Here is a 24,253-nt window from a genome sequence, read left to right on the forward strand (position 1 = left end):
ATTGATAGGAGGGAATGATGCGCGCCGCCTTGGCGGCGCGCTCAGTTCCGGTGCTCGACGAATTCGAAGATCGCCCCGCCGAACTCGGCCGGATCGACGCGCAGCAGCGGGCCGTCGACCGCGTCGGAATGTTCATCCAGCGTGAAGCGGGTGTCACGCGCCCGCAAATCCTCGGCCTTGGCGTCCAGCCCGGTGACCGACACGCGGATGTGGTAGGGGCCCGGTCCCCAATTGTGCAGGTAGCGGCCGGTTTCGCTGTCCCAGCGGGTCGGCTCGATGATATCGAATGTCGCGCTGTGCGTCAGGGCGAATCCCATTCGGGCGCGACGGTAGCCGCTGGCCGTCAGGGTCTCGACCGGCCCCATCGGTTCCCAATTCAAATTGGCCGACAGACGGCGCAGCGTGTCGTCAAGGTCGCGCACCAGGAAACCCCGATTGACAACCCGCACCATGTCGCCCGGCTTGGGATCGCGCGGCAGCGGCGGCGGCGTCAGAAAGGTGTCGGCCGGCATCTGCAACGGCTCCAGCGGCATCACCTCGATGCACAGCCCGCCATCGACCGATGGTTCGTAGCCGGGACGCTCCGGCGTGCAGCCGACCCAGAGCCGGTCGAAGGGCATTTCCGGAGTGATCTGGGCCAGACGGAAGGGCGCCTTGCGCCGCGCCAGCCGCTCGACCACCGCGCCGAAATCGCGGGCGACGAGCACCGTCGCGTGGGTCTTGATCGGGCGGAACGGCCCTTGGAACTCCTCCAGGCTCTTCAGGAACACCGGGAAGAAGGGGTCACCCTGGTTCGGCCGGTCGAGATGGCCCTGCGGCTCGATTCGTGTAGGCGACACCGCCAACGATTTGTGGACTCGCAGGAAATGGGCGACATAGGGATGGTTGCCGAAGCCTTGGCGCCAGTTCGGATGGCCGTGGACACCTAGCTTGGAGACGATGCGCGCGGCCATGTCGTCCGGGTCGTGGACCATCAGGTCGCCGCTGAGAAGCATTTCAAACATGACCTGTTCCTTGTGCTGTTCGCTGACGGGCGCCCGCCTCAGGGCCGGACAACACGGTTGCGCAGGAGGCCGATGCCCTCGACCTCGAGCTCCACGATGTTACCGGGTTTCAGGAAGCGCAGGTGCTCCAGCCCGCAGCCGTTGCCGACCGTTCCAGACCCGAGGAATTCGCCCGGATGCAGGGTTTCGGAGCGCGAGATGAAGGCGATGAGATCCTCGAAGGTCCAGCGCATGGAGGCGCTGTTGCCGCGACCCCCATTCCTCACCGTCGACCCGCGCAATCATCTCCAGCGCGTAGGGGTCGGAAAGCTCGTCGGCCGTCACCAGACACGGCCCCATGGCGCTGCCGGTGTCGAAATCCTTGCTCTTCGCCGGGCCGAGTTGCCCGGCCATTTCGACCGACTGGGTGTCGCGGGCGCTGAAATCGTTGAAGATCGTGTAACCGAAGATGAAGTCACGCGCCTTGTCCTTCGGCACGTCCTTTGCGGCCCTCTTGATGTAGCAGCCGAACTCCAGCTCGAAATCGAGTGCATTGGAATAGGATGGCCACAACACGTCCTGGTCGGTGCCGATGACCGAGAAGCGGTTGCCCTTGTAGTACAGCGGCTGCTGGTCGAACAGCTTCAAAATCCGCTGTTCCAGCGGGCTTTCTCCGGTCTCCATCGGTGCCTGGCCTTTGGCCCGCGCACGAATCTGGCGGGCCGCCGCGTAGCTCTGGCGGATATGGGTTTCGAAGCACATGCAGTCGCGCATCTGCGGCGGCGGTTGCAGCGGCGCCAGCAGCGCCACGGCGGCACGGGGCGTCAACGCGGCGTCGGGGGCCCGCTTCACGATGTCGGCGGCGCGGTCGAACGCGTCGTCGCCGGCTTCGATCAGTGCCAGCAGGCTCAAGAAATCAGCATTGTCCCCGCCGTAAAGGGCGCGGTCGGCGCCAGCGAGGTCGAGGACGAAACGGTCCCCATCCACCAGCGCGCCGGCGCGGGGCTTCATGCCGCTGTGGGTGTAGGTTACCAGACGCATGGGTGCAGCCCCTGTTCGTCGGACATGGTGTCAATGATCGTCTTCAGCGCTTGGCGACCTTGATGTTGGTCTCTTCCAAATCCCAGGTTGCCGGCGTCTTGCCATCGTCGCGCAGTTCATACTTCAGCACGCGCCCCTGCGGGTTCTTCGGCAGCGCGTTGCGGAACTCGATGTAGCGCGGGATGGCGTAATAGGGGATCTTGTCCACGCACCAGTGGAACAACGCCTCTTCGGTCAGCGCCGAGTCTGGTCGGCGGATCGCGGTGACCTTGACGTCGTCCTCGCCCTTGGGCGACGGGACGGCATGCACCGCCACCTCCAGCAGGTCGGGGTGGGCGGAGAAGGCCGCTTCCATCTCGAAGCTGGAGATGTTCTCGCCGCGCCGCCGCAGGTAATCCTTCTTGCGATCGACGAAGTAGAAGAAGCCGTCCGCGTCGAACTTGCCGATGTCGCCGGAATGCAGCCACAGGTTCCGCATGATCTTCAGCGTGTCTTCCGGACGGCGCCAATACCCCATGAACATGATGTTGGGGCGCAGCGGCCTGATGATGACCTCGCCCGGAACGCCGGGCGGCAGTTCGCGGTCCTGGTCATCGACGATGCGGACGTCGAAATCGGGAATGCGGGTGCCCGACGAACCGGGAGCCGCGTAGGCCCCGCCAGGCAGCGACGTCACCACGGAGGCTTCCGTCAGGCCGTACCCATTGCCGCCGACCTGTCGCGCGCCGAAACGCGTGCGCCAGATCTCCTTGACCTCCTCGGTGAAGGGGTTGCCACGCACCGTATGGATCTGGCCGAAACAGGCGCGCATGTCGTCGCTGTCGTCGGCCTGCGCGATCAACTGCCCCATCGACCCCAGGATCGACGCGATGGTGGCGCCCGACCGCCGGATTTCCGGCCAGAAGTTCGACACCGAGAAGCGCGGCGCGATGGCGACCCGCGCGCCGACCAGGATGTTGGAGATGATGCCGACGGAAATCGCGTTCAGATGGAACAGCGGCAGCGGCGTGAAGGTGATGTCCTCGGCCGTCGCCGGCCCCGCCCGCAGTTGGAGACGCGCGAGGTTGCACATGTAATTGTAGCTGAGCATGCAGCCCTTGGACGGGCCGGTGGTGCCGGAGGTGTAGATCAGGCAAGCGAGATCCCCTGGCTCCGGCTTCCGGTCCAAGGGCGTGTCGTCCGTCCCCCGATGGGCGTCGAGCGGCAGCACCGGCTTCGCGCAGGGAACGCCGGAGTCCACGGCTCCGCGTTGCAGGATGAGTTTGACGTCCGGCAGTTCTCCGGCCACCGCCGCGATGCGAGGCAGGTAATCGGGTTCGCACAGGACGATGGCGGCGCCGGCGTCGTGGATCTGGTGGCGCAGGAAGGCGCCGCGCAGCGCCGTGTTGATCGGCACGCTGACGGCGCGGAGCTTGTTGATCGCCAGCCACGCGACGACCGCGTCGATGTTGTTGTCGAGCATGGTGACGACCGTATCACCGTCCCGCACACCCAGCCCGGCCAGCGCGTGCGCGAACCGGGTGCTGAGCCGGTCCACCGCGCCATAGCTGTGCATCTCCCCGCCGAAATCCAGAAGGATACGGTCCGGATGCTTGGCGACGGCGCGGTCGAGAGCGGCGATGACCGTGTCCTGCTCTCCAACGCTCCAGGTTTCGATCGGTCCCATGAGCGGCTTTCGGTCCTTTGAATGGAGGGGCTTTCCAGAGGCGGGCGCGGAGACGCGCGCTGCGCCACGTCCACCCTCATCTCGGTAGGACGAATGGGGGACGGGGGGTGTTCAGTGTCGTCAAGATGCTTGGAATGCCAGCAGTCTGTCAACAGATTTTCTGTATTCGGAATTATCTTCTTATTTCAGAATTTCTTAAGCCCCTGCCCTGCGGTATTCCGCCGCCGCCTCGTATCCGACGCTGGCGCAGTCGGGATAGACGTCGGGTTTCCGCGACGACACGACCGCGCCGGTGATTTCCGGGCGGCCGGAACACAGCACCAGAATGTCGTGAACCAGGGTTTCCTGAAGATGGTAATGCCGGCTCTCGATCAGCGCACGGATGCCGGTCCGCAGAAAGTCGTAGTCGACGGCGGTGACGATGTCGTCGTTGCGGACCTGATGCGCCGGATCGAGGGTGAGGCTCACCGAGATCAAAAGCCTTTGCGGGTTCCGCTTCTCGAACGGGTGGACGCCGATCGACGCCAACAGTTCGAAATCGACCAGGGACAGGGTATGGCGCCGGATCGCGAAGGGTTCCGCCGATGCCATGCGCCGGGTTCCGGGAATTTGGTCCATAGCCTCGTCATCCTTGTCGTCAGTCGGCGAGGAACGCGACGTCCCGGCCGGGATTCGCCAGCGATTGCCCACCGTCGATCACGATGGTCTGGCCGGTCAGCGACGGCGCGCCGAGAATGAAGCGCACGGCCATGGCGATCTGGTCCACCGTGCAGCCACGCCGCATCGGGTTGGCCCGGTGCGCCATCCTGAACTCCTCGGCGGTCTGGCCGCCGCTGACCAACGTGATGCCGGGAGCGATTCCGCACACCCGCAGCCTGGGCGCCAGCGCCAATGCCAAGGTTCCCGTCGCGGCGGACAGCCCGAGCTTGGCGACGCCGTAGGAAAAATAATCCGGGTTCGGCGCCGCGATGCGGTTGTCGAGAATGTTGATGACGCAGCCGTCGTCGCCATCGGCCACGGCGGCGGCGAAACACCGGGTCAGGAAGATCGGGGCGCGCAGATTCACGTCGATGTGGCGGCCCCAACTGTCGGCCGTCATGCGATCCAGCGTGTCGTAGTCGAACAGGGACGCGTTGTTGATGAGCGCCGTCAGGCGCGACCCGCGCCGCGTGGCCGCCTCCCCGGCATCGACGGCCAAGCGCTCGACCTCGTCCAACCGCTCCAGGTCCGCGCACAACACGTCGGCGACACCGCCGCCCTGTTCGATCAGGCGGACGACCGCGTCGGCCTCGGCACGGGACCGCCGGCAGTGGACAAGCACATGCCATCCATCGGCGGCCAGTTGCAGAGACAGTTCCCGGCCGACCCGCAGGGCCCCGCCGGTGATGAGAACGGTGCGCAACGTCACGTCTCGCTTCCTGGAAACGGGCCAACGGCCGCGCGGCGCCGGCTTTCCCGATCGCCCGGAAAAGCCGCCACCGCGCACAGCCCGGAGCGTTATCGGATCAGAGCGCCGACTCCGCAGCGGCGGCCTGGAACATCTTCTGGATGTCCCCCGACGTCACCGGCCCCTTGCCCGACGTCACCGGCTTGGCGCCGCCGAGACCGAGCAGCGGCAGGGTGTTCACATGCTTGGCGCGGGCCTTGAGCGCACCGACCGTGCAGTTCTCGCGCCCCAGGATGGAGAACGGGTCGTAGGAGAACTCCCGCATCGTGTTCAGATGCGTGATCTTGTGGATCGTCTCCTCCGGGAGATGCTTGACGTCGTTCCACAGGATGTCCGCCGATTCCGGCCAGGTGCAGTCGGAATGCGGATAGTCGCATTCCCACGTCACCATGTCCTCGCCGATGTATTTCAGGTTGTCGAGCCCGAAGCGGTCCTCGATGAAGCAGGTGATGATGTGCTTGCGGAAGATGTCGCTCGGCATCTGCCCTTCGAAGTTCGACCCGGTCCAGGCGTTGTGATGGCGGTGGGTGAAGTCGGCGCGTTCGAGCAGGTAGGGGATCCAGCCGATGCCGCCCTCCGACAGGGCCATTTTCAGGTCCGGGTATTTCTTCCACATCGGCGCCCAGATCCAGTCGGCGGCGCTGTTGGAAATGGAGATCGGCATCGACGTGATCCAGGCGTCGATCGGCGACAGGTCCGAGGCGTGCTCCGCATGGGCGCCGGTGCCGATGTGACAGCAGATGACCACCTGGTTGTCGGCGCAGACCTTCCACAGCGGATCCCAGTATTCGTCGTGGATCGACGGATAGCCGAGCAGCGCCGGGTTGTCGGAAAAGCTCATGGCATGAACGCCCTGGGCGCTCAGGCGCTTGACCTCGGCGACGGCGGCCGGGATGTCCCACATCGGGACCAGGCACAGGGGGATGAAGCGTCCGGGCGCGGCGTTCGCCCAGTCGTGCAGGTGCCAGTCGTTGTAGGCCTGGATGGCGGCCAGCGCGATGTCGCGGTCGGGGTGGGCCTGGAACTTCTGGCCGGCGAAGCCGGGGAAGGTCGGGAAGCAGATCGAGCCGAGCACGCCGTTGGCGTCCATGTCCTCGACCCGCGCCTTGATGTCCCAGGTGCCGCGCCGCATGTGCTCGTAGCTCAGCGGCTCCATGCCATATTCTTCCTTCGGCCGGCCGACGACCGAATTCAGGCCCATGTAGCCCCAGGCCTTGCCTTCGAACATCCAGACGTCACGGCCACCGATCTGCTGTGTCTTCGGCTCGCGGCCCTTGAAGCGGGCCGGCATATGGCGGGCAAAGGCGTTGGGCGGCTCGATCACGTGGTCATCGACGCTGACAAGAATCATGTCATCGCGAGTCATTGGGCGCTCCTCGAAGCAGGGTATGGGGCAGGCGTTTCGCCTGGGTGCGGACAATCGTCGGACCGGAACGGCGGGGCAGCCCGGCCGAACCGTCGGCAGGTCGAGCGCACCGCTGGTGCGGCGGGAGGCGGTTCCGGACGCGCTTCCGCCTGTGCTTTCAAAAAACCGCTTTCGGAAGCCGGCTCGCGCCTCAGAGAAAGACGGCGAGGTTCGGCATGCCGAGCACGGACTGTTCCAGGATCACCTCGCGCCGCGCCAGCTTGAAGCCATCGTCGGTCTTGCGCACCACGTCGCGGCGCTCGCCGCTGAGCAGGTGATAATCCGGACTCTCGCAGCGGCTGCGGGTCATCAGCAGGTAGCTGGAGACCGCGAACTCATCCGCTTGCGCGGTTTCGGTCACGCGGATGTTCGTCACCAGACGGCGGGTGCGCGAGGGGGGGTCCTCGGCCCAGGCGCTTTTGGTCCGGGTCAGGCGGGCGATGCGCGTGCTGATCGACCGGTGATCGTCGTGGTAATGCGCGGTGGTGCGGACGATGCTCGCCGCCTGCTGCGACAGCGGCATCGTCTGCCGCAGCGGCACCGTGTAGATCAGATCGGTTGCCAGCGTCTTGCCCCACGCGACCAGATCGATCTGGTCGAGCAACGACGCCTCGTCGTACAGGAATTCGACGATCCCGTTGTAGATGGCGGAGCCGACCGGAACGCGGCGGGCCGTTCCGGCATCGGCCGTCGCCGTGGCGACGGCGGTGTTCCCAGTCATAAGCGGTTCTCCCTTGAGCGGCCTGTCCTTTGATCGGCCTGTCCGTTGACAGGCTCGAGCGGCGTCAGTCGGCGCTGACCATGTGGTCGCGGTAGGCCAGCCACCAGTTCCACTGGGTGTCGTCCTTGGTGAAGCCGTCATAGGCTTCCGCCGGGCCGGGCCAATCGGCCGGTCGGCCGACCGTGTTGATCGCCTGATACTTCAGCGTGACCTTCCGGCTCTGCGATCCGCGCGCCACTTGGGTCATTTCCGGCCACGTGTCGGAATCGTCCTGCTCGATCATGCCCGAGGTGCCGAACATGTGGATCGACTCGCGCAGCATGGCCTGCTTGAGAGGCTCCGGCGTGTCCTTCTCGGCCAGGAGCCAGTTGACGAACTCCATCCGGCCCGGACCGCGCGGCACATAGGCGTGGACCGCGATCAATCCCAGCACCGTGCCGTCCGCCTGCGGAACATAGACGAAGGCGATCAGCATGTTGGGGAAGAGGTTGCCGACCTGCGGCGGGGTGGTGGTCAGCAGCTTCAGCTGGTCGGGCTTCAGATTGCGCATCAGCTCCGGAACCATCTCCTTGCTGATGCCCGGCGGCGGGAACATCGCCAGACGCTCCTCGACCGTCAGCTCCGACGCGCGGGTGCCGGCGACCTGCTCGAACTTCTTGGCCAGATGCGTGCAGCGCAGCGAGTGACCGAGCCGCGACGTCACCTCCACCCCATACATCGAGGTGGTCAGGTCGCCGTTGCCGAAGCCGGCGATCTCGCCCAGCCACTGGTGCAGGGTCAGCGTGTGGAAGCCGTCCGACGCCGATTGTTCCGAGGCCGCCTTCCAGTTCGCGTCGAGGACGAAGCGCTGCGGCGGCCCCAGCACCTCCAACCCCCTGTCGGTGCGGCAGAACAGCATGTCGTAATACCACTTCATGTCGCCGAGGAACTCCTCGAACGACGGGCCGTCCTGGTCCCAGGTCGCGAAGATCAGACCGCCATAGACCGTCACCCGCGCCTTCTTCAACGACAGTTCGGCCTTAGTCCGGATCTCGCCGTGCATCTTCTCGCGTTCCACCGGCGAGCCGATGAACGCACCGTCCGGGCGGAAGGCCCAGCCGTGATAGACGCAGCGGTGGACCGGCAGGTTGCCGGAATCGGAACGGCAGACCCGCATGCCGCGGTGCGGGCAGACGTTCAGCGAGACATGGATCTCACCGTCGCGGGCACGGGCGACGATGACCTGATCCTCGCCCATCGACCGCAGCACGAAGTCGTTGGGATTGGGAATCTCCGTCTCATGGCCCAGCAGCAGCCAGGCCTTGCCGAAGATGCGCTCCATTTCCAGGTCGTAAAGCTCGTGATCGGACAGCGTCCGGATCTGAACCTCCCGCCTTTCCACGTCGATCAGTTCGTCGATCCGCGTTCCATCGGCAAGACGATCCTTCGTTCGCGTCATCACGTCTGTCACTTCCGCGCTCCTCCAACCAGTTGGCATTCGCGCACCACGCTGTGCGTCCCGTCTATTGCTAGACATAAATGCCATAAGTGTTCAAAAAATGCAAGCTCGTAACTGCTGAAAGCACCAACAATTCCGGGCATCCGTCGCGCATCGGCCCGCGTCCCGCCTCAGGCGAAATCCTCGACCGGGCGGACGCTGGGACCAAGGATCGGGCCGACCATCTCGTGCCCCCACAGGCTCAACCGATCGCAGTTCAGCTCGAACGGGTCGCCCGGCCACGGCTCGAACTCCGCGATGCATTCGACGGCGAAGCCCGACGGCGTGAAGTGGTAGAACGACACGTGCGGGTCCTGGGTGTGCTGGCCCAGCGTCATCTGCATCGGAAGGTCGCGCTTGCGCACGATGTCGTACGTCTGGCCGACATCCCGCAGCGTCGCCATGAACATGCCGATGTGCTGCAACCCCCTGTAGCCCGGCCGCAGCCCATAGGCGATGTCGTGGCTGGTCTTGCTGTTCAGCTTCGAGCGGAAGAACCCGGTCCTGCCCTTGCCGGCGCCCGACCCGTACCAGTGGAATCCCATGACCCGGATCAGGAAATCCTCCAGTTCGGCGGTGTATTCCGGCGTGATCAGAACCACGTGGCCGAGGCCGCGCTCGTCGGCGATGAAGCGCCGGCCGTGAATGCCCGGCACGAAGGAATGGGGATCCCATTTCTGCGCGTAGAACAGCTCGTGCTGGAAACCGACCGGATCCGTGAAGCGCACCAGCTCGCGGACGCCCCGCAGCCTGCACAGCGCGTCGTCGCCCCGGCTGAACTCCACGCCCTCGGCCTGGAGCGTGTCGACCGCCGCGTTGAAGGCCAGGCGCCCCTGCGCCTCCCAGCCGATGTAGGTCAGGCGATCGATGGGACCGGGGTGGATGGCGATCCGGTGGCAGCGGTCGTCCATCCGCAGATAAAGCGACTGCGGATCCTCCTCGCGGGCCGGGCGGACGCCCAACCCCAGCACGTTCGGCCCGTAGTCGCGCCACGCGTCGATGTTCGGCGATTCAAGCCCGACATAGCCGATACCGATGATGTCCATGTTTTCAGCTCCCTTGATCGGAGTGTTTTTCTCAAGCGGCGCCCCGGTGCGCCGTGCCTCACGCCGACGCGGCGGTCCGTTCGGCACGCTCGCGCGCTTCCAGCAGGCCGCGGATTTCGAGATAGGCGGCTTCGGTCAGCGGATTGGCCCAGGCGAAGAGCGTTCCGGCGAGGAACAGGAAGGCCGGAAGGCCGGCGAACAGCCCTTTCAACCCCAGCAGGGCCTCCGCCGTGTTCCCCGTCCCCAGCGCCGGTCTGAAGCCGATCAGGTCCAGCGCCACGAAGGACAGCCCGACCGACAGCGCCGCCCCCATCTTCCAACTGCTGATGAGCAGCGCGAACAGCATGCCGGTGTGGTCGGCGTTCGTGCTCAGGCGGACCTCGTCCGCCGCATCGGCCATCATGGCGCGCGGCAGCAGCACCACCCCGCCATAGGGGACGCCCCAGGCCGCCATCGCCAGCGCCGCGACCGTCACGTCGCCTTCCGGCAGCAGCAGCAGGAACGGACAGACCGCCGCCGCGACCACGCCGCACAAGGACAGCGCCACCCGTTTGCCCACCGCGCGCGCCAGCCGGGTGATCAGCGGCGTCGCCGCGATGCCCGTCAGCATCTGACCGATCAACAAAAGGCCGATGGCGCTGCGGTCGATGTGCTTCACGCCGGTGAAATAGAAGATCATCAGCGTCGATGCCAACCCGAAGCCCAGCCCGAACAGCAGGTCGGCGGCGACCAGCCGGAAGACCGACTTCCGTCCGATCACCGCCCCGATGGCCTGGATGCCGGAATGCGGCGCGGACCGCGGCAAGCCGTTGGGAAGCAGCGTCGCGACCAGGACGCTTGCCGGGATGGTGACGCCGATGATCAGCCAGCCCATCGACGTCACCGTGGCCGCCGCGTCGTTCGCGTGGTTCTTGCCAAGGAACAGCGGCAGCGTCAGCACCAGGGCGATGCCGAGAAAGAAGGCGGCCTGCAAGGACCCGTAAACCCGGGCACGATCCGCGACTCCGCTGCCCAGGCCGGCGGCCATGGCGAGTTGCACGAGGGACAGGATCGACCAGCCGACATACACGAGGAACAGCCAGACGCCCAGATAGAGAAGCCCGACCCCGGGCCGGGCGAAGAACAGCATCGCCGTGGACAGAATCAACAGGGGAGCGCCGACAAACAGCCAAGGCTTGAACCGACCCCAGCGCGAGCGCGTGCGGTCCATCAAGCCGCCGAGAAACGGATCCAGGATGATGTCGAAGATGCGGCCCGCCATGACGATCATGCCGACGCCGGCAAGGTCGAGGCCCAAGGCGTTGCTGTAATATTCCGGCAGGGTCACGACCAGCGGCAATCCGAGCATCGCCAGCGGCAGGCTGAGGCTTGCCAGACAGGCCAGTTTCCAGCGTTCGGCACGGGATGTGGCGGCCATGGAACGGCTCCTTCCGGGGCTTGGAAACAGCCCTCGGTTGCGTTCGGTCGGGAATGGGGCATCCAACGAAGGAAGGGCAACAAAGGACGGGACGCTTGCAGCCCCGGCCTTTGCGTCCCCGGTCAGAAGCGGCGGTGCCGTCAAACCTCGATCAGTTCGAGACGCAGCGCGGCCTGCGGGCAGGATTCAGCCCCTTCCCTCGCCTTCTCCTCCAGTCCGGGCGGCACCAGATCGCTGTCGAGAACGATCAGGCCGGCCTCGTCCAACTTGTAGACCTCCGGGCAGATCTCCGCGCACACCCCATAGCCGCAGCACGAGCCGCGATCGGCAACCACGCGAAGGGTGGATTTCTGCGCAGCAACATCGGTCGTCATAACCAACTCTCCTTGCCTCTTTCTTTGGTGGTTTCCTCAGGCATGGGGCGCCTGGACCGTCCCGAAGGCGGCCGGCGTCATCGCCACGATCCTGTCTTTCGCACGGTCGCGCCGGTCGGCCGGCGGCGGCGAAGCCCTGAAAGTGATCAGCCCCAGGTCACATGAACGCTGTCCGGACCGCGCAGATGCATGCCGCGGATCTTGGCGGCCGGCTTGTCCGGATCGAAGCGGATGTTCGGGCACATATCCAGGATGGCGTTCACGGCGACCTCGATCTCGGCCTTCGCCAGGAACAGGCCCAGGCACATGTGCGGCCCGAAGCCGAAGCCGAAGGACAGCTTGGTCGGCCGGTCGATATTGAAGGTCTCGCTGTCGGTGAAGACGTCCTCGTCGCGGTTGGCCGAACCGACCGCGATCGACAGGAAGGAGCCGGCGGGAATCTTGACGCCGCGAATCTCGACGTCGCGCGTCACCAGCCGGTTCTTCCAGGAGGCGACCGGCTCGAAACGCACCGCCTCGTCGATGGCGCGCATCAACAGGCTACGGTCGCGGCGAACCCGCTCCAGAAGCGCCGGACGCTCCAGCAGCAGAACCATCAGGCTGCCGAAGGTCCGCGTCGTGGTTTCGGTCGCCGCCGGCATCAGCATGCGGACGAAATTCGTGACCTCGTGGTCGTTCAGCCGACGCCCCTCGAACTCGGCCCGGATCAGGCTGCTGATGAGATCGTGGCCGGTGGCCCCGGCTGCGCGGCGGTGTTCCACAGTCGCCCGGATCGCGTCGTAGAGCTTCTGCGACAGCTCCATCGCGTTCTTGCGGACGTCGGGATCCTTCAAATTCCGCAAGGACGCCAGGATCTGGAGGCCCCAGGAGGAATATTGTTCGGCCGTCTCGGGATCCGTCATCACGCCGAGAACCTCGTAGACCACACGGATCGGGAAGGCGATGCCGAAATCGTCGATCAGGTCACAGCCGCCGCGCTTGGCCAGCGGAGCGACGAGCTGGTTGCGGATGACCGGAGCGAGAAGCTCCTCTTTCCACTTCTTCAGAATGTCGTGGGAAAAACAGGGCTGAAGCAGCCCCCGCATCTTGCGGTGCTCCTCCCCGTCCATGGCGGTGAGCGCGAAGTCGCCGACGAGCGGCGCCAGCCCTTTCCCGATCAGGGAATTGGAATAGGTCGCGGAATCGCGCAAAACGGCCATCGCGTCCGCGTAGCGGAACAGGGTGAAGGCCGGGCGATCCTCCATTCCGCCATGGACAGAGGGAACGCCGAATTTCGCCATCAGATCCCCCTCCATGACCGGAGAGGTCTGCCGAAGCTCCCGATACAAGGGATAGGGGTCGTCCAGCCCGACCGCGAAACTGGCGCTCACGCTGGAAAACGCGGCGCTGACGTCGGATGACACGTTTGTCCGTTTTTCCAGATTCTGCGTGGGCATAGTTTCCTGCCTGCCTGTTTTTTGGGTGGGATGTTTTTTAGACATAAAGTGTATTGATGTCTAACATTAGGCAACGTCGTCGTCAACCGTTTAGTTTGTGCGGTAAACATTCAGGACTTGAGCAATGACCACGCGCGAAGTGTGGTTGCACGCCCCGGTCGCAGCCGGACGAGCAGCGTGACAGGCTGCTTCGTCGTCATCGAACTCTCCCAGGGGCATCAGAAAATTCTATAATCAGAACAATAGTCTGACATTGACACGACCAAAGCCGCTGACTACGGTTCGTCTCCATCATCACGTTGTCGATCAAGGCGATGAACAGGGAGGCATCCTGCATCGCCGATGCGGCCTGACGCTGTGCCATGCCGCTCGTTTTTTCCGCGACGTTCTCGGAATGGTTAAGCCGGCCGACGGGCGCCAGCCTCCGCTTTCGCCCTGAAAACCGGGAAAAATCCCGACATCAACGGACAAGAGGGTTTGGGCATGTCCATCATCCAGACCATGGACCACTTCACGATCGTGACCGCGGACCTGCCCGCGACACGCGATTTCTATCAAGGCCTGGGACTGGTTTCGGGCCCTCGGCCCGACTTTCCGGTCCCCGGCCTGTGGCTCTACGCCAACGGCAAGGCGCTGCTCCACGTGATCGAAGTTCGCGAGGCGGACATGCCGACCCCTCGCAGGGGCGTGCTGGACCACATGGCGTTTTGGGGAAAGGATCTGATCGGTACGGTTGAGTGGATCGGCTCCCGAGGCATCGCTCACCGGCTCGTCCGCGCGCCGAAGCCCTTCCGCACGTGGCAGCTTTTTTTCCTAGATCCGAACGGTGTCGAGGTGGAGATCGATTTCGATCCTTCGGAACCGGCACCCGCAAGATAGAGAGGTTCGACCCCATGGATCTTGGCCTGTCCGGACGACGGGCGATCGTCTGCGCCTCCTCCCGCGGTCTCGGCCGGGCGTGCGCGCTGGCGTTGGGCCGGGAAGGCGTCCAGCTCGTGATCAACGGCCTGACCGAAGCCCACCTGTCCAGCGCCGAGGACGAGATTTGCGCCGCCACCGGCCAGCGCCCCCGCACCGTCCTGGCCGACGTCGCGACCGACGCCGGGCGCGCGGCGCTGCTGGCCGCCTGTCCGGAGCCGGACATCCTCGTCAACAACAACGCCGGCCCCGCGCCGGGCACGCTCGAGGATTGGGATCACGCCGCCTGGATGGCGGCGCTGGAAAGCAACATGCTGGCTGGAACGCTGCTGATCCGCGCCGTGCTGCCCGGCATGCGGGCGCGGGGTTTCGGGCGGATCGTCAACATCACGTCGGCGATGGTCAAATCGCCCCAGGCGGCGATGGGCCAGTCGGCGGCGGCACGCGCCGGGCTGACCGCCTTCAGCAAGGCGTTGTCCCGCGACGTGGCGCGCGACAACGTGACCATCAACAGCCTGATGCCGGAAAAATTCGACACCGACCGCATCCGCTTCATGACGCAACGGCTCGCCCGCGCCAAGTCCATCACGGACGGCGAGGCAAGGGAGCGCATCATCCGCGAGATCCCGGCCCGGCGCCTCGGCCGGCCGGAAGAATTCGGCGCGGCCTGCGCGTTCCTGTGCTCCGTCCACGCCGGCTACATCACCGGCCAGAGCCTCCAGATGGACGGCGGCGCCTACGGCGGGCTGTTCTGAGCGGGAACGGACGCCCCGAGCAGGTCGGGGCGCGCCATGGTCAGGTCGCCATCATTCCACCGTCCACGACGAAATCGGCCCCCGTGATGTAGGACGCATCGTCGGACGCGAGAAACAGCGCCAACCCGACGACCTCGACCGGCTGGCCGGGCCGGTTCAACGGGATGTGGTCGAGGATCCCCTTCAGGACGGCCGGATTTTCCAGCACCTTGGCCGTTCCGGGCGTCAGGATGAAGCCGGGGCTGATGCTGACGGCGCGGATCCCCTTGGGCGCCCCTTCGAGCGCAAGCTGCCGGGTGAGCGCCACCACCGCCCCCTTGGTCGCGGCATGCGCGACGAGACCGGCATGGGCGCTGCCGCCCCACCCGGCGACCGAGGCGATGTTGATGATCACGCCGCCCTGCCCCGCCAGGAACGGCCAAGCGAATTTGGTGGTGTGGAAAACCAGGTCCAACTCGTTGCGGATGGTGAAACGCCAGTCCTCGACCGAAAGCTCGGCGACCGTGCCGAACCGGGCGGCCGACGCGTTGTTGTAGAGGATGTCGATCCGGCCATGCTCGTCGGCCGCCCGCTCGACCCAGCGCCGCGCGTCGTCCGGATCGCCCAGATCGACCGGCGCCGTTCCGCCCATCCGCCCGCCGGCGTCGCGGACGAGCGCGATCGTCCGTTCGTTCGCCGCGGCGTCGATGTCGCAGCCGACCACCATCGCCCCTTCCGCCGCGAAGCGCAGCGCCGCCTCCCGTCCCTGACCGCCACCGGTTCCGGTGATCAGCGCGACTTTCCCTGTCAAACGACCACTCATGTTGTCTCCTGTCGATGTGTCGCGCGGCACGCCGTTAACGGGCGCGGATCGCCGCCATGATGAAGTCGGCGGCGTGACGGTGCCACGCCGCCATTCCCTCCTCGGAGGTCGTGCAGAATCCGACGATGGATGAAACCGAATAGCGGTTGGTGAAGCCGCCCGACGTGATCAGCGCCGCCGTTGCAAGGAACAGGCGGGCATCGATGCCGGGCTGGAAATCGCCCCGTCGAGCCCCTCGCTTGAGAACAAGGTCCAGCTTGGCGACCAGCGCCGGAGCCATCCCGATGAACTTGTTTGCGGGTGTGCTGTGGTTCTCGTGATAGCGGATGCCCTCCTGGGCGAGAGAGCCGAGACATTTGTCGGTCTTGTACCGCGTGAAGATCGCGTCCAGGAAAAACAGAATGGCGTCCGGCGGTTGCAGGTCATCGATGTCCAGCGCAAGAAGCTCCGACATGACATCGAAGGACGACTCGTCGAGGACGTTGGCGAACAGCGCCTCCTTCGATCCGAAATAATGGTAGACGAGCTGTTTGGTGACACCAGCCTGTTGCGCGATCACATCGACGCGCGCGCCCGCAAGGCCTTTGGCGGCGAACTCCCGCCGTGACACGGCCAAAAGCCGCTTGAGGGTTTCCCGCTTGCCGTGTTCCGGGCGAGAGTGCGTCACATCCACCGCCGGCATTGATTCGCTTCCCATGCAATCGGTTATCCCATCGTCCTGAAGAACGCCAGAAAATCACGCCTCCTTTGGACTGGGTCCAAGAAGACAAGGCGGAACGCCGTCGCCGGGGATTCCGTCAACGCGCGGGGCAGTGGGCGCACGTGCCTGGATGCGCCAGAATGTCGCAGGAAACTCCCCTTCATCCGCTGTGGTCATTGTTGACCGCGCCAACATTTTGAACATAATATCGAAATGTGTTCAATAAATCGATCCCCATCCGGCACGGAAAACGGGGGCGAGCCAGGGAGACGGCGCGTGGACGGTGATGATCCTCGTTCCTGACTGAATTCCCTTGCGGAAACGTCGAGCGCCACAGGGGCTGCGCTTCCGCGTGGGCAGGGCATCAAAAACCAGCAGCGGAGATCGCCTGTCCTCGGGCCGGGGAATCGGCTGCCCGACGGTTTGCGCACCTGGATCAAGGGGTTCGGCGCGCTGCGTCCCCATGCCTGTCGGGGGTGCCGTTTTGCCGGCCACAGGCCCCGGCCCGTCGATTGAGAACCGGGACAGGCAACGAGAAAATCGAACATTCTGGAGGAACGTCAATGAGCAGTTTTGAGAGGCGCCTGTCGGACGGCACCCGCATCGAAGACCTGATCGATGTCGACACGCGGGAAGTCCGTGTCCGAACCCTGGCCGATGCGGAACTCCACCAGATCGAAATGGAGCGGATCTTCGGCAAGGTGTGGCAGCTCCTCGGCCATGAAAGCGAGATTCCGAACCCCAACGATTTCATGATCCGCGCGCTGGGCGAGGATTCGGTCCTGGTGGCGCGCGACCGCGACGGTGAGATCCATGTCACCCTCAACGTCTGTCCGCACCGTGCCATGCGGGTGTGCCGTTCCGATGCCGGCAACGCTCCGACGCACCGCTGCCCGTATCATGGCTGGGCCTTCCGCCCGGACGGCGCGTTCATCGGCTCGCCGGTCGGCGGCGAGACGATGCACGGCAAACTTCTGGACAAGAAGCAGCTAAGCCTGAAGAAGGCCCGCGTCACCCTCTATGGCGGCCTCATCTTCGCGACCTGGAACATCGACGGCCCCTCGCTCGACGAGTTCCTCGGCGAGATGAAATGGTACTTCGACATGCTGTTCGACCGCACCGACAAGGGGCTGGAGGCGCTGGGTCCGCCGCAGCGCTTCGTCCTGCGCGCCAACTGGAAGTCGGCCTCCGAACAGTCGGCGTCGGACGGCTTCCACGCCTACACCCTGCACGAGTGGCTCGGCCAGCTCGCCGGGTTCGGCAGCGGCGACCTGACCTCCTCCATGCTGGGCGTCGAAGTCACCTCGAAGCTGGGCCATTCGCTGCGCTGCATGCCGATGGCGCAGAAGTTCGAGCGCGGCGCCGCCCTCAAGGACACCAGCCTGTCGCTGGCGGAACGGCTGGAGATTCTCGCCCCGCCGGGCATCATCCCGTCGATGGCCCCCGAGCTTGAGCGGCATCTGAGCACGGAGCAGATCGAGCAGCTGCTGCTTCAGCCGCCCCAGGTCGGCAACATCTTCCCGAACCTGATCATCGAACATGTCTATGTGCCACAGCCCGGCGGCAAGCCACTCGGCCTGTTCGCGGTGCACACCTACATGCCGCGCGGCGTCGACAAGATGGAGTTCGTCAACTGGCTGCTGGCGGAAAAGGACACGCCGCAGGAGATGAAGGACGCCATGCGGAAGATGGGCGTCCGCATGCTCGGCACGTCGGGCATGATCGAGCAGGACGATTCCGATCCCTGGCTCGATCAGGCGGTTCTGGCCAAGGGCGCCCAGGCGCGCAACATCACGCTGAAGTATCAGGCGATCCACAACCCGGAACGCCCGTCCTGGTGGGTCGGCCCGGCCGAAGTCTACGAAGGCTTCACCAAGGACGACACCCAGTGGAACTGGTGGCTGCAATGGCGGGACCTGATGCTGAACGCCGGGTGACCCTCTCCGCCTTCCCGCCCCATGCATCGACCGACCATCAAGGATGGGCTCCATGACCGCTTCCGCCACCGTCACGATCGCGGGGTTCGACAACCCCGTCGCCATCGGTTCCCCCGTCTACAACGAGGTGCAGACCTTCCTGTTCAAGGAAGCGGCGCTGCTCGACCAGATCCGCCTGAACGACTGGGTGGGCCTGCTGGCCGAGGACATCCTCTACACCGCCCCGCTCCGGCAAACCCGACCGACCCATGAATTCGACAAGACCATCGTCCGCACGATGTTCCACTTCGAAGAGGATATCGGCTCGCTCAAGCTGCGGGTGGCGCGTCTGATGAACACTCGGAGCGCCTATGCCGAAGACCCGCCCTCACGCTGCCGCCGCCTGATCACCAACCTTCTGGTCAGCGGCACGGCCAACCCGGACGAGTTCGAGGTGTCGAGCTACATCCTGATGACCCGCAGCCGCTACGACGCCGACCAGTTCGACCTGATGAGCGCCGAACGCCGCGACCTCGTCCGCCGCGTCGATGGAAGCTTCAAGCTGGCCCGCCGCGAGATCATCCTCGACCAGAGCGCGCTCGGCATGCCGAACCTCGGCGTCTTCCTCTGATCGGCTCAAGCCTCGTCCCATTTTTTAAAATCTCCGTCGGAAGGACCGTCACGATGACTCGTGAAGACATGATTCTCGTCAGCGTCGATGACCATGTGATCGAACCGCCCAACGCCTTCGCTCCCCACATGCCGGCCCGCTTCAAGGGCCGCGAGCCGAAGATCGAGCGGATCGGCGAGCGCGACGTCTGGGTGTTCGAAGGCAAGAAATGGGGCTACATGGGCCTCAACGCCGTGGTCGGCCGCCCCAAGACCGAATACGGCATGGAACCGCTGAGCTACGACCACATGCGGCGGGGCACCTGGGACATCAAGGCGCGCGTCGAGGACATGGACGCCAACGGCGTGCTCGGCTCGATCTGCTTCCCGACCTTCCCCGGCTTCGCCGGCCAGAAGTTCCAGGCCCACCCCGACCGCGACGTCGCGTTGGCCGCCATCCAGGCCTACAACGACTGGCACCTGCACGACTGGGCGAACGCCGCGCCCGGACGCTTCATCCCGCTGTGCCTGGTCCCGATGTGGGACATCCCGGCCGCCGTCGCCGAGGTCAAGCGCCTGAGCGCCCAGGGCGTCCACACCATCAGCTTCTCCGACAACCCCGCCCAGCTCGGTTATCCGTCGATCCACGACGAATACTGGGATCCGCTGTGGAAGGTCTGCGCCGACAACCAGGTGGTCATCAGCTGCCACATCGGCACCGGCAACCATGCGGAACACGCGTCGGACCTCTCGCCGATCGACGCCTGGATCACCGCGATGCCGATCTCCATCGCCAACAGCGCCGCCGACTGGATCTGGGCGCCGATGTGGAAGAAATACCCGGACCTGAAAATGGCCCTGTCGGAGGGCGGCATCGGCTGGATCCCCTACCTGCTCGAACGCGCCGACTTCACCCACCGGCACCATGGTTCCTGGACCGGAACGGATTTCGGCAGCCAGAAGCCGAGCGACATCTTCCGCAAGCACATCATCACCTGCTTCATCGAGGACCGCTTCGGCCTCGCCAACCTGAAGGACGTCGGCGAGGACATGGTGGCCTGGGAATGCGACTATCCGCATTCCGACTGCACCTGGCCGGACTCCGCCGAGCTGCTGTGGGAAGACCTCAAGCACCTGTCCAAGGACACGATCGACAAGGTCACCCACCTGAACGTCATGCGGGAGTTCTCCTACGACCCGTTCTCCGTCCTGGGGCGCGAGAACTGCACGGTCGGCGCCCTCAAGGCCCGCGCCAAGCATGTGAAGACCGAGCCGATGCTCGGCCTTGGCGGTGCGGTTCCCCAGGTCAGAAAGGACGGTCCGGTCACCTCCGGCGACATCAACAAGATGTTCACCGCCGCCGCCGCCGAATCGGCGCTCTGACCGAAGCCCGCGCATCCGGGAACCGGCGGTTCCCGGACTCCACCGAAACCGCGAGCCTTCGGCTTGCGGAACCAGACACGGGCCGCCGGACGTTTCGGCCTGCGGCGGCCCGTGCCCTCGGCGGAACGCGCCCTAACCAATACGTCAAAGCTATCCCAGGGGGCGAAACATGGACATCATCGGCGTTGGCTACATCGGCATCGAGTCGCCGAACATCGATGCCTGGCGGGATTACGGGCCGAACGTGCTGGGCATGGGGGTCGGCGTCGCGCCGGAAGGGGACGAGCAATCCCTGTATCTGCGCATGGACGACCGCCGTCACCGCATCGCCATCCACCCCGGTCCGATCGACCGCGTGAGCTACATCGGTTGGGAAGCCGTCGGCCGGGTGGCGTTCAACGCCGCGGTCGAAAAATTCCGGGCGGCCGGCGTCGAGATCACCGTTGGCGACGAGGCGCTCCGCAAACTCCGCGGTGTGCGCGAACTGATCCGCTTCACGGATCCGGTCGGTTTCCAGCACGAGTTATTCTACGGGCAGAAGTGGGATCCGCACTCCTTCGTGTCCGGCCTGCCCAACCGCAGATTCGTCGCCGACGAGCGCGGCCTCGGTCACATCGTCGTGATCAGCCCCGAATACACGCCCGCTCTGGAAAGCTTCCTGATCGACGTCATGGGCTTTCACTGGTATGGGGCGGGTGCCGGCAAGGGCAAGACCGGCTTCTTCCGCTCGAAGCTGAACAACAAGACCAGCCACGACATCGCCTATGGGCTGCGGCCGGGCTCTATGGGATTGCAGCACATCGGTATTTTTTTCGCCACCTTGCGCGATCTCGGCGAAACCTACGACATCGTGCAGAAGCGCGGGATCCAAATGCAGATGACGTTGGGCCAGCACACCCAGGATCCGCACCTCTCCTTCTATCATTTCACGCCGTCGGGTTTCGTGGTGGAAGCCATCCATGAATTCGAACCGTGGCCGGGCGATCCCTTCGAACTGAACCCGGAGCGGTTGAGCCTGTGGGGGCACGAGGTGACCGGCCCGATCCTGGGGCCGAGCGTCCGTCCGCTGGAGGATTTCCAGTAAAGACCGAAACGGCGCCTCCGTTCGAGGTTCTTCGAACAGGCCGCCAACCCTTTCCAGCGTGACGGTCCGGCCATGGACGTCCGGAACACATTTTTCCTGAGGAAATTCCGATGGTTGAAACCTACGACATCGTCGTTGCCGGCGGCGGGCACAACGGCTTGGTCGCCGCCAGCTATCTGGCCAAGGCGGGCCTGACGGTCTGCGTCGTCGAGAAGAACGACAAGGTCGGCGGCGGGGTGATGACCCGCGAACTGACCATCCCCGGCTTCAAGCACGACGTCTGCTCCGTCGCCCATACGCTGTTGCAGGCCAACCCCCTGCTGCGGAACGACGAACTGAAGCTGTTGTCGACGTTCGGGTTGAATTATCTCAATCCGGACAAGATGACGTCGATCTTCTATGACGACGGCTCCACGCTCGAATTCTACACCGACCTGGAGAAGACGGCGCAGTCCATCGCCAAGTTCTCGGCCAAGGACGCCGACGCGTATCGCCGCTTCAACGAACATGTGTTCGGGACGCTCGACCTGATGGTCACGGGGATGTTCAACACGCCGCCCAGCTACGGGCACCAGACCATGCTGATGGACAGCAGCCCGGAGGGGCGTGAACTGCTGCGCACCATGTCCATCAGTTCCTGGGATCTAATCGGCGAGTGGTTCGAGAACGACAAGGTCAAGATCGCCTTGGCGCGCTACGCATCGGAAGCCATGATCAACCCGTTCGACAACGGCACCGGCTTCGGCTTTTACATCATCCTGCCCTTCATGCACCGCTACGGAGTGGGTGTGCCGGCCGGCGGGTCGGGCGCGTTCGCCGACGCCTTGCGCGCCTGCCTCGAATCGCACGGCGGCGTGGTCAGGACCAGCTGCCCGATCAAGCAAATCAAGCTCGACGGCCGGAAAGCGACCGGTGTCATTCTGGAGAGCGGCGAGGAAATCCTGGCAACCCGCGCGGTGGTCACGAACCTCCACGCCAAGCAGATCTTCCCGCACATGGTGCCCGGCGTCGCGCTGCCCGATGGGTTCGAGGCGCGGATCCGCGGGCTGAAGCCCAGCAGCTTCCAGCCCTTCAACATGCACGTCGCCCTCAAGGAGCCTCCGAAGTACAAAGTGGGACCGGCAGTCGATGATTTCTTCTGGGTCGAGCGGTCGCATTCCAACGCCGAGGAATTCGAGAAGGCGTTCCGAGACCTTGAGCGGGGCTATCCCCGGCGGGACTTCGTCGCCTATGTGACGCAGGACTCGGTCGACAAGGGCGGACGCGCGCCAGAGGGCAAGCGGGTGCTGAACATGTACGCCTTCTGCCCGTACGACCTGAAGGATGGTGGTCCGCAGCGCTGGGACGAGATCGGCAACGAGGTCGCCCAGGGCTTTCTGAACGATCTGAAAGCGCTGACCACCAACATGGACGAGGACAACATCCTCGGCTTCTCGTTCATGACGCCGCTGGACATCGAGCGCCACAACAACGCGATGATTGGCGCCGATATCCTGCATTTTGGTTCCTATTCCTGGCAGATTGGCGGCAACCGCCCGGTGGCCGGCTGGGGCCAATACCGGTCGCCGGTTGACCAGCTCTTCCTGTGCGGAGCCAGCACCCATCCCGGCGGCGGCGTCACCGCCGCTTCCGGCCGAAACGTCGCCCGGCTGTTGATGGAAGAGTTCGGCATCGACTTCGACAAGGTCGTCGCCGCCTGACGAAACGGCGGTTGCGGGGCGGTTCACCCGCAACCGCCACTCTTTCCAAACAGCAATATTTCATAAGGTAAGCGGGTATCATGAAGGTATTCAGCAAGGAAGGAATGGAGATGATGGACATCAAGTCCATTCATCGTGAGGGAGACGTCATTATCATCAAGGGCAAGATCATGGGAGCCATGTCGGCCGTTATGGTCATCAAACCTGAAGACTGCTGGCAAGCCGCCAAGCTTTTGGGCCTCTCGCTGACCGCACAACTTCCAGCACTGCTGATGAAGGGGTTGTTTCGGTCCCGAAAACAGGCGATGGAAAAGCCGATATGATCAAATTACGGAAGTTTGAATAACATTTCATCATCCCGCGTTTCTGAAAATGACTGAGATAAATACTCCTCGCCGTCACCACGGAGTCCCTGAAAATCGGATTTTTGTTAATCATTCAATAATCAAAGATCTAAAATGGACCTACGCCATCTTCGTCACTTCATCACGTTGGCCGAGACGGGCAGCCTTCACCGGGCTGCACGCCAGCTTCGGCTTCGACAACCAGCGCTCAGCTAATCGATCCGCTCGTTGGAAGCCGATGTCGGCACATCTCTGGTCGATCGGACTCCATCGGGAACGCGCCTGACCCAGGCTGGGGAGATGTTCCTGAATGAAGCCCAGAACATCCTCTCATCACTCGACCGAGCGGTGCAAATCGCACGACAAGCTGGAGACGGTACGGCCATTCCACTGCGTCTCGGGATCACGTGTGACATCGTCACTACCAGGCTTACAGATGCGTTGAGCCGATTTCGGAAAATTTCCACCTCCGGCCAAGCGACCGTCAGCGACGCGCCGCGACCGCGTCACCAATGGATGCTGGACAACGGCTTGCTCGACCTCGCTTTGTTGCCCTCCACTCTGACGGCTGACGTCGAGCATGCCGAGATCCTGTGGGATGAAGACGTCCATCTCGTGCTGCCGACAACCCATCCCCTCGTCGCAGACGCTATCATCGACATCCGCCGGCTGGCGAATGTTCCCCTGATCCTGGACAGCAGCAACGACGACGATGGGATCGGCCACGCATTGTTGAATGCCAGTCGAATTGCCGGCCTCACGATCGGCATCACCTCACCGGTTTTCTTTCTGGAAACCCGGCTTATGCTGGTCGCCGCCGGCTTCGGTATTACGGCCCTACCCGCCTTGAGCTCGGCTCTCGCCGCCACGCCAGGCATCGTGGGCCGGCCTCTGTCGCCCCCATTGAAGGTGACCACTGTCGCGGCCTGGCCAACCTCGGGGCTTACGCCGGCAGCGCAACGTTTTCTCACCATCGCCCGCTCCTTCAAGGAAATCGGAACTGACGATGCCTCGAGCAATCCCTCCTGA

Annotated in this window: 24 protein-coding genes and 1 pseudogene; 10 read left to right on the forward strand and 15 right to left on the reverse strand. The window is 64.5% G+C overall.

The window, feature by feature from the left end:
* Positions 1 to 41: 41 nt before the first annotated feature.
* The 13 genes and pseudogenes from F1643_RS06265 to F1643_RS24505 form a co-directional block, all read right to left on the reverse strand.
* Complete coding sequence (locus F1643_RS06265) at positions 42 to 1,004, reverse strand: lactoylglutathione lyase (protein ID WP_085084375.1); 963 nt, start codon at positions 1,002 to 1,004, stop codon at positions 42 to 44.
* Between the two features lie 38 nt (positions 1,005 to 1,042).
* A complete protein-coding gene (locus F1643_RS24500) occupies positions 1,043 to 1,237 on the reverse strand; it encodes a fumarylacetoacetate hydrolase family protein (RefSeq protein ID WP_370540496.1) in 195 nt (64 codons plus the stop codon).
* A gap of 34 nt (positions 1,238 to 1,271) precedes the next feature.
* Positions 1,272 to 2,024, reverse strand: a pseudogene (locus tag F1643_RS06270) (fumarylacetoacetate hydrolase family protein); the annotation flags it as partial.
* A gap of 43 nt (positions 2,025 to 2,067) precedes the next feature.
* Positions 2,068 to 3,690 (reverse strand): ATP-dependent acyl-CoA ligase, encoded by a 1,623-nt coding sequence (locus tag F1643_RS06275; RefSeq protein ID WP_085084371.1) that lies wholly within the window; start codon positions 3,688 to 3,690, stop codon positions 2,068 to 2,070.
* 195 nt (positions 3,691 to 3,885) lie between these two features.
* Complete coding sequence (locus F1643_RS06280) at positions 3,886 to 4,281, reverse strand: dihydroneopterin aldolase (RefSeq protein ID WP_167393198.1); 396 nt, start codon at positions 4,279 to 4,281, stop codon at positions 3,886 to 3,888.
* 46 nt (positions 4,282 to 4,327) lie between these two features.
* Complete coding sequence (locus F1643_RS06285) at positions 4,328 to 5,098, reverse strand: SDR family oxidoreductase (RefSeq protein ID WP_167393197.1); 771 nt, start codon at positions 5,096 to 5,098, stop codon at positions 4,328 to 4,330.
* Between the two features lie 97 nt (positions 5,099 to 5,195).
* Positions 5,196 to 6,503: an amidohydrolase family protein gene (locus F1643_RS06290; RefSeq protein ID WP_194911858.1), complete on the reverse strand. Its 1,308-nt coding sequence runs from the start codon at positions 6,501 to 6,503 to the stop codon at positions 5,196 to 5,198.
* Between the two features lie 190 nt (positions 6,504 to 6,693).
* Positions 6,694 to 7,263 carry a 3-phenylpropionate/cinnamic acid dioxygenase subunit beta gene (locus F1643_RS06295; RefSeq protein WP_194911860.1) on the reverse strand — a complete coding sequence of 190 codons (570 nt, stop codon included), beginning with the start codon at positions 7,261 to 7,263 and terminating at the stop codon, positions 6,694 to 6,696.
* A gap of 64 nt (positions 7,264 to 7,327) precedes the next feature.
* Positions 7,328 to 8,701, reverse strand: coding sequence for an aromatic ring-hydroxylating dioxygenase subunit alpha (locus tag F1643_RS06300; RefSeq protein ID WP_255542481.1), 1,374 nt, complete (start codon positions 8,699 to 8,701; stop codon positions 7,328 to 7,330).
* 170 nt (positions 8,702 to 8,871) lie between these two features.
* Positions 8,872 to 9,786 carry a VOC family protein gene (locus F1643_RS06305; protein WP_194911865.1) on the reverse strand — a complete coding sequence of 305 codons (915 nt, stop codon included), beginning with the start codon at positions 9,784 to 9,786 and terminating at the stop codon, positions 8,872 to 8,874.
* A gap of 58 nt (positions 9,787 to 9,844) precedes the next feature.
* Positions 9,845 to 11,203 carry an MFS transporter gene (locus tag F1643_RS06310; RefSeq protein WP_194911868.1) on the reverse strand — a complete coding sequence of 453 codons (1,359 nt, stop codon included), beginning with the start codon at positions 11,201 to 11,203 and terminating at the stop codon, positions 9,845 to 9,847.
* Between the two features lie 140 nt (positions 11,204 to 11,343).
* Complete coding sequence (locus tag F1643_RS06315) at positions 11,344 to 11,577, reverse strand: ferredoxin (protein WP_085084356.1); 234 nt, start codon at positions 11,575 to 11,577, stop codon at positions 11,344 to 11,346.
* A 146-nt stretch (positions 11,578 to 11,723) separates the two neighbouring features.
* On the reverse strand, positions 11,724 to 12,980 hold the full coding sequence (locus F1643_RS24505) for a cytochrome P450 (protein WP_206692369.1): 1,257 nt from the start codon (positions 12,978 to 12,980) through the stop codon (positions 11,724 to 11,726).
* Between the two features lie 516 nt (positions 12,981 to 13,496).
* On the opposite strand from F1643_RS24505, the gene F1643_RS06325 reads away from it, so the two are divergent.
* Both F1643_RS06325 and F1643_RS06330 read left to right on the forward strand, forming a co-directional pair.
* Positions 13,497 to 13,892 (forward strand): VOC family protein, encoded by a 396-nt coding sequence (locus F1643_RS06325; RefSeq protein ID WP_206692370.1) that lies wholly within the window; start codon positions 13,497 to 13,499, stop codon positions 13,890 to 13,892.
* 14 nt (positions 13,893 to 13,906) lie between these two features.
* Positions 13,907 to 14,686 carry an SDR family oxidoreductase gene (locus tag F1643_RS06330; protein WP_194911872.1) on the forward strand — a complete coding sequence of 260 codons (780 nt, stop codon included), beginning with the start codon at positions 13,907 to 13,909 and terminating at the stop codon, positions 14,684 to 14,686.
* Between the two features lie 40 nt (positions 14,687 to 14,726).
* Here F1643_RS06330 and F1643_RS06335 read toward each other — a convergent pair whose 3' ends face one another.
* Both F1643_RS06335 and F1643_RS06340 read right to left on the reverse strand, forming a co-directional pair.
* A complete protein-coding gene (locus tag F1643_RS06335; protein ID WP_206692371.1) occupies positions 14,727 to 15,476 on the reverse strand; it encodes an SDR family NAD(P)-dependent oxidoreductase in 750 nt (249 codons plus the stop codon).
* Between the two features lie 46 nt (positions 15,477 to 15,522).
* Positions 15,523 to 16,170 (reverse strand): TetR/AcrR family transcriptional regulator, encoded by a 648-nt coding sequence (locus F1643_RS06340; protein ID WP_136703602.1) that lies wholly within the window; start codon positions 16,168 to 16,170, stop codon positions 15,523 to 15,525.
* 581 nt (positions 16,171 to 16,751) lie between these two features.
* Between F1643_RS06340 and F1643_RS06345 the strand changes: the two genes are divergently transcribed.
* From F1643_RS06345 to F1643_RS06380, 8 genes are all read left to right on the forward strand, one after another.
* On the forward strand, positions 16,752 to 18,125 hold the full coding sequence (locus F1643_RS06345; protein ID WP_085084346.1) for an aromatic ring-hydroxylating dioxygenase subunit alpha: 1,374 nt from the start codon (positions 16,752 to 16,754) through the stop codon (positions 18,123 to 18,125).
* Positions 18,126 to 18,177: 52 nt separating this feature from the next.
* Positions 18,178 to 18,735, forward strand: a complete 558-nt coding sequence (locus F1643_RS06350) for a 3-phenylpropionate/cinnamic acid dioxygenase subunit beta (protein ID WP_136703600.1) — start codon at positions 18,178 to 18,180, stop codon at positions 18,733 to 18,735.
* Between the two features lie 53 nt (positions 18,736 to 18,788).
* A complete protein-coding gene (locus F1643_RS06355; RefSeq protein ID WP_194911877.1) occupies positions 18,789 to 20,096 on the forward strand; it encodes an amidohydrolase family protein in 1,308 nt (435 codons plus the stop codon).
* Positions 20,097 to 20,265: 169 nt separating this feature from the next.
* Positions 20,266 to 21,180: a VOC family protein gene (locus F1643_RS06360; protein WP_194911879.1), complete on the forward strand. Its 915-nt coding sequence runs from the start codon at positions 20,266 to 20,268 to the stop codon at positions 21,178 to 21,180.
* Positions 21,181 to 21,290: 110 nt separating this feature from the next.
* Positions 21,291 to 22,880, forward strand: coding sequence for an NAD(P)/FAD-dependent oxidoreductase (locus tag F1643_RS06365; RefSeq protein WP_194911881.1), 1,590 nt, complete (start codon positions 21,291 to 21,293; stop codon positions 22,878 to 22,880).
* Positions 22,881 to 22,960: 80 nt separating this feature from the next.
* Positions 22,961 to 23,203: a hypothetical protein gene (locus F1643_RS06370; RefSeq protein ID WP_194911883.1), complete on the forward strand. Its 243-nt coding sequence runs from the start codon at positions 22,961 to 22,963 to the stop codon at positions 23,201 to 23,203.
* Positions 23,204 to 23,338: 135 nt separating this feature from the next.
* The gene (locus F1643_RS24510; protein ID WP_194911885.1) at positions 23,339 to 23,440 is read left to right on the forward strand and encodes a LysR family transcriptional regulator; all 102 of its coding nucleotides are present in this window, start codon (positions 23,339 to 23,341) and stop codon (positions 23,438 to 23,440) included.
* Positions 23,441 to 23,452: 12 nt separating this feature from the next.
* Positions 23,453 to 24,253: a LysR family transcriptional regulator gene (locus F1643_RS06380; RefSeq protein WP_194911895.1), complete on the forward strand. Its 801-nt coding sequence runs from the start codon at positions 23,453 to 23,455 to the stop codon at positions 24,251 to 24,253.

The sequence above is a fragment of the Azospirillum sp. INR13 genome (assembly GCF_015390205.1).
Lineage (GTDB): Bacteria > Pseudomonadota > Alphaproteobacteria > Azospirillales > Azospirillaceae > Azospirillum.

What these genes read in the sequence shown, in the direction of transcription:
- F1643_RS06265 (WP_085084375.1), bottom strand. Translation starts at nt 1,004, where the DNA reads ATGTTTGAAATGCTTCTCAGCGGCGACCTGATGGTCCACGACCCGGAC.
- F1643_RS24500 (WP_370540496.1), bottom strand. Translation starts at nt 1,237, where the DNA reads ATGCGCTGGACCTTCGAGGATCTCATCGCCTTCATCTCGCGCTCCGAA.
- F1643_RS06275 (WP_085084371.1), bottom strand. Translation starts at nt 3,690, where the DNA reads ATGGGACCGATCGAAACCTGGAGCGTTGGAGAGCAGGACACGGTCATC.
- F1643_RS06280 (WP_167393198.1), bottom strand. Translation starts at nt 4,281, where the DNA reads ATGGCATCGGCGGAACCCTTCGCGATCCGGCGCCATACCCTGTCCCTG.
- F1643_RS06290 (WP_194911858.1), bottom strand. Translation starts at nt 6,503, where the DNA reads ATGACTCGCGATGACATGATTCTTGTCAGCGTCGATGACCACGTGATC.
- F1643_RS06295 (WP_194911860.1), bottom strand. Translation starts at nt 7,263, where the DNA reads ATGACTGGGAACACCGCCGTCGCCACGGCGACGGCCGATGCCGGAACG.
- F1643_RS06300 (WP_255542481.1), bottom strand. Translation starts at nt 8,701, where the DNA reads ATGACGCGAACGAAGGATCGTCTTGCCGATGGAACGCGGATCGACGAA.
- F1643_RS06305 (WP_194911865.1), bottom strand. Translation starts at nt 9,786, where the DNA reads ATGGACATCATCGGTATCGGCTATGTCGGGCTTGAATCGCCGAACATC.
- F1643_RS06310 (WP_194911868.1), bottom strand. Translation starts at nt 11,203, where the DNA reads ATGGCCGCCACATCCCGTGCCGAACGCTGGAAACTGGCCTGTCTGGCA.
- F1643_RS06315 (WP_085084356.1), bottom strand. Translation starts at nt 11,577, where the DNA reads ATGACGACCGATGTTGCTGCGCAGAAATCCACCCTTCGCGTGGTTGCC.
- F1643_RS06325 (WP_206692370.1), top strand. Translation starts at nt 13,497, where the DNA reads ATGTCCATCATCCAGACCATGGACCACTTCACGATCGTGACCGCGGAC.
- F1643_RS06330 (WP_194911872.1), top strand. Translation starts at nt 13,907, where the DNA reads ATGGATCTTGGCCTGTCCGGACGACGGGCGATCGTCTGCGCCTCCTCC.
- F1643_RS06340 (WP_136703602.1), bottom strand. Translation starts at nt 16,170, where the DNA reads ATGCCGGCGGTGGATGTGACGCACTCTCGCCCGGAACACGGCAAGCGG.
- F1643_RS06345 (WP_085084346.1), top strand. Translation starts at nt 16,752, where the DNA reads ATGAGCAGTTTTGAGAGGCGCCTGTCGGACGGCACCCGCATCGAAGAC.
- F1643_RS06350 (WP_136703600.1), top strand. Translation starts at nt 18,178, where the DNA reads ATGACCGCTTCCGCCACCGTCACGATCGCGGGGTTCGACAACCCCGTC.
- F1643_RS06355 (WP_194911877.1), top strand. Translation starts at nt 18,789, where the DNA reads ATGACTCGTGAAGACATGATTCTCGTCAGCGTCGATGACCATGTGATC.
- F1643_RS06360 (WP_194911879.1), top strand. Translation starts at nt 20,266, where the DNA reads ATGGACATCATCGGCGTTGGCTACATCGGCATCGAGTCGCCGAACATC.
- F1643_RS06365 (WP_194911881.1), top strand. Translation starts at nt 21,291, where the DNA reads ATGGTTGAAACCTACGACATCGTCGTTGCCGGCGGCGGGCACAACGGC.
- F1643_RS06370 (WP_194911883.1), top strand. Translation starts at nt 22,961, where the DNA reads ATGAAGGTATTCAGCAAGGAAGGAATGGAGATGATGGACATCAAGTCC.
- F1643_RS24510 (WP_194911885.1), top strand. Translation starts at nt 23,339, where the DNA reads ATGGACCTACGCCATCTTCGTCACTTCATCACGTTGGCCGAGACGGGC.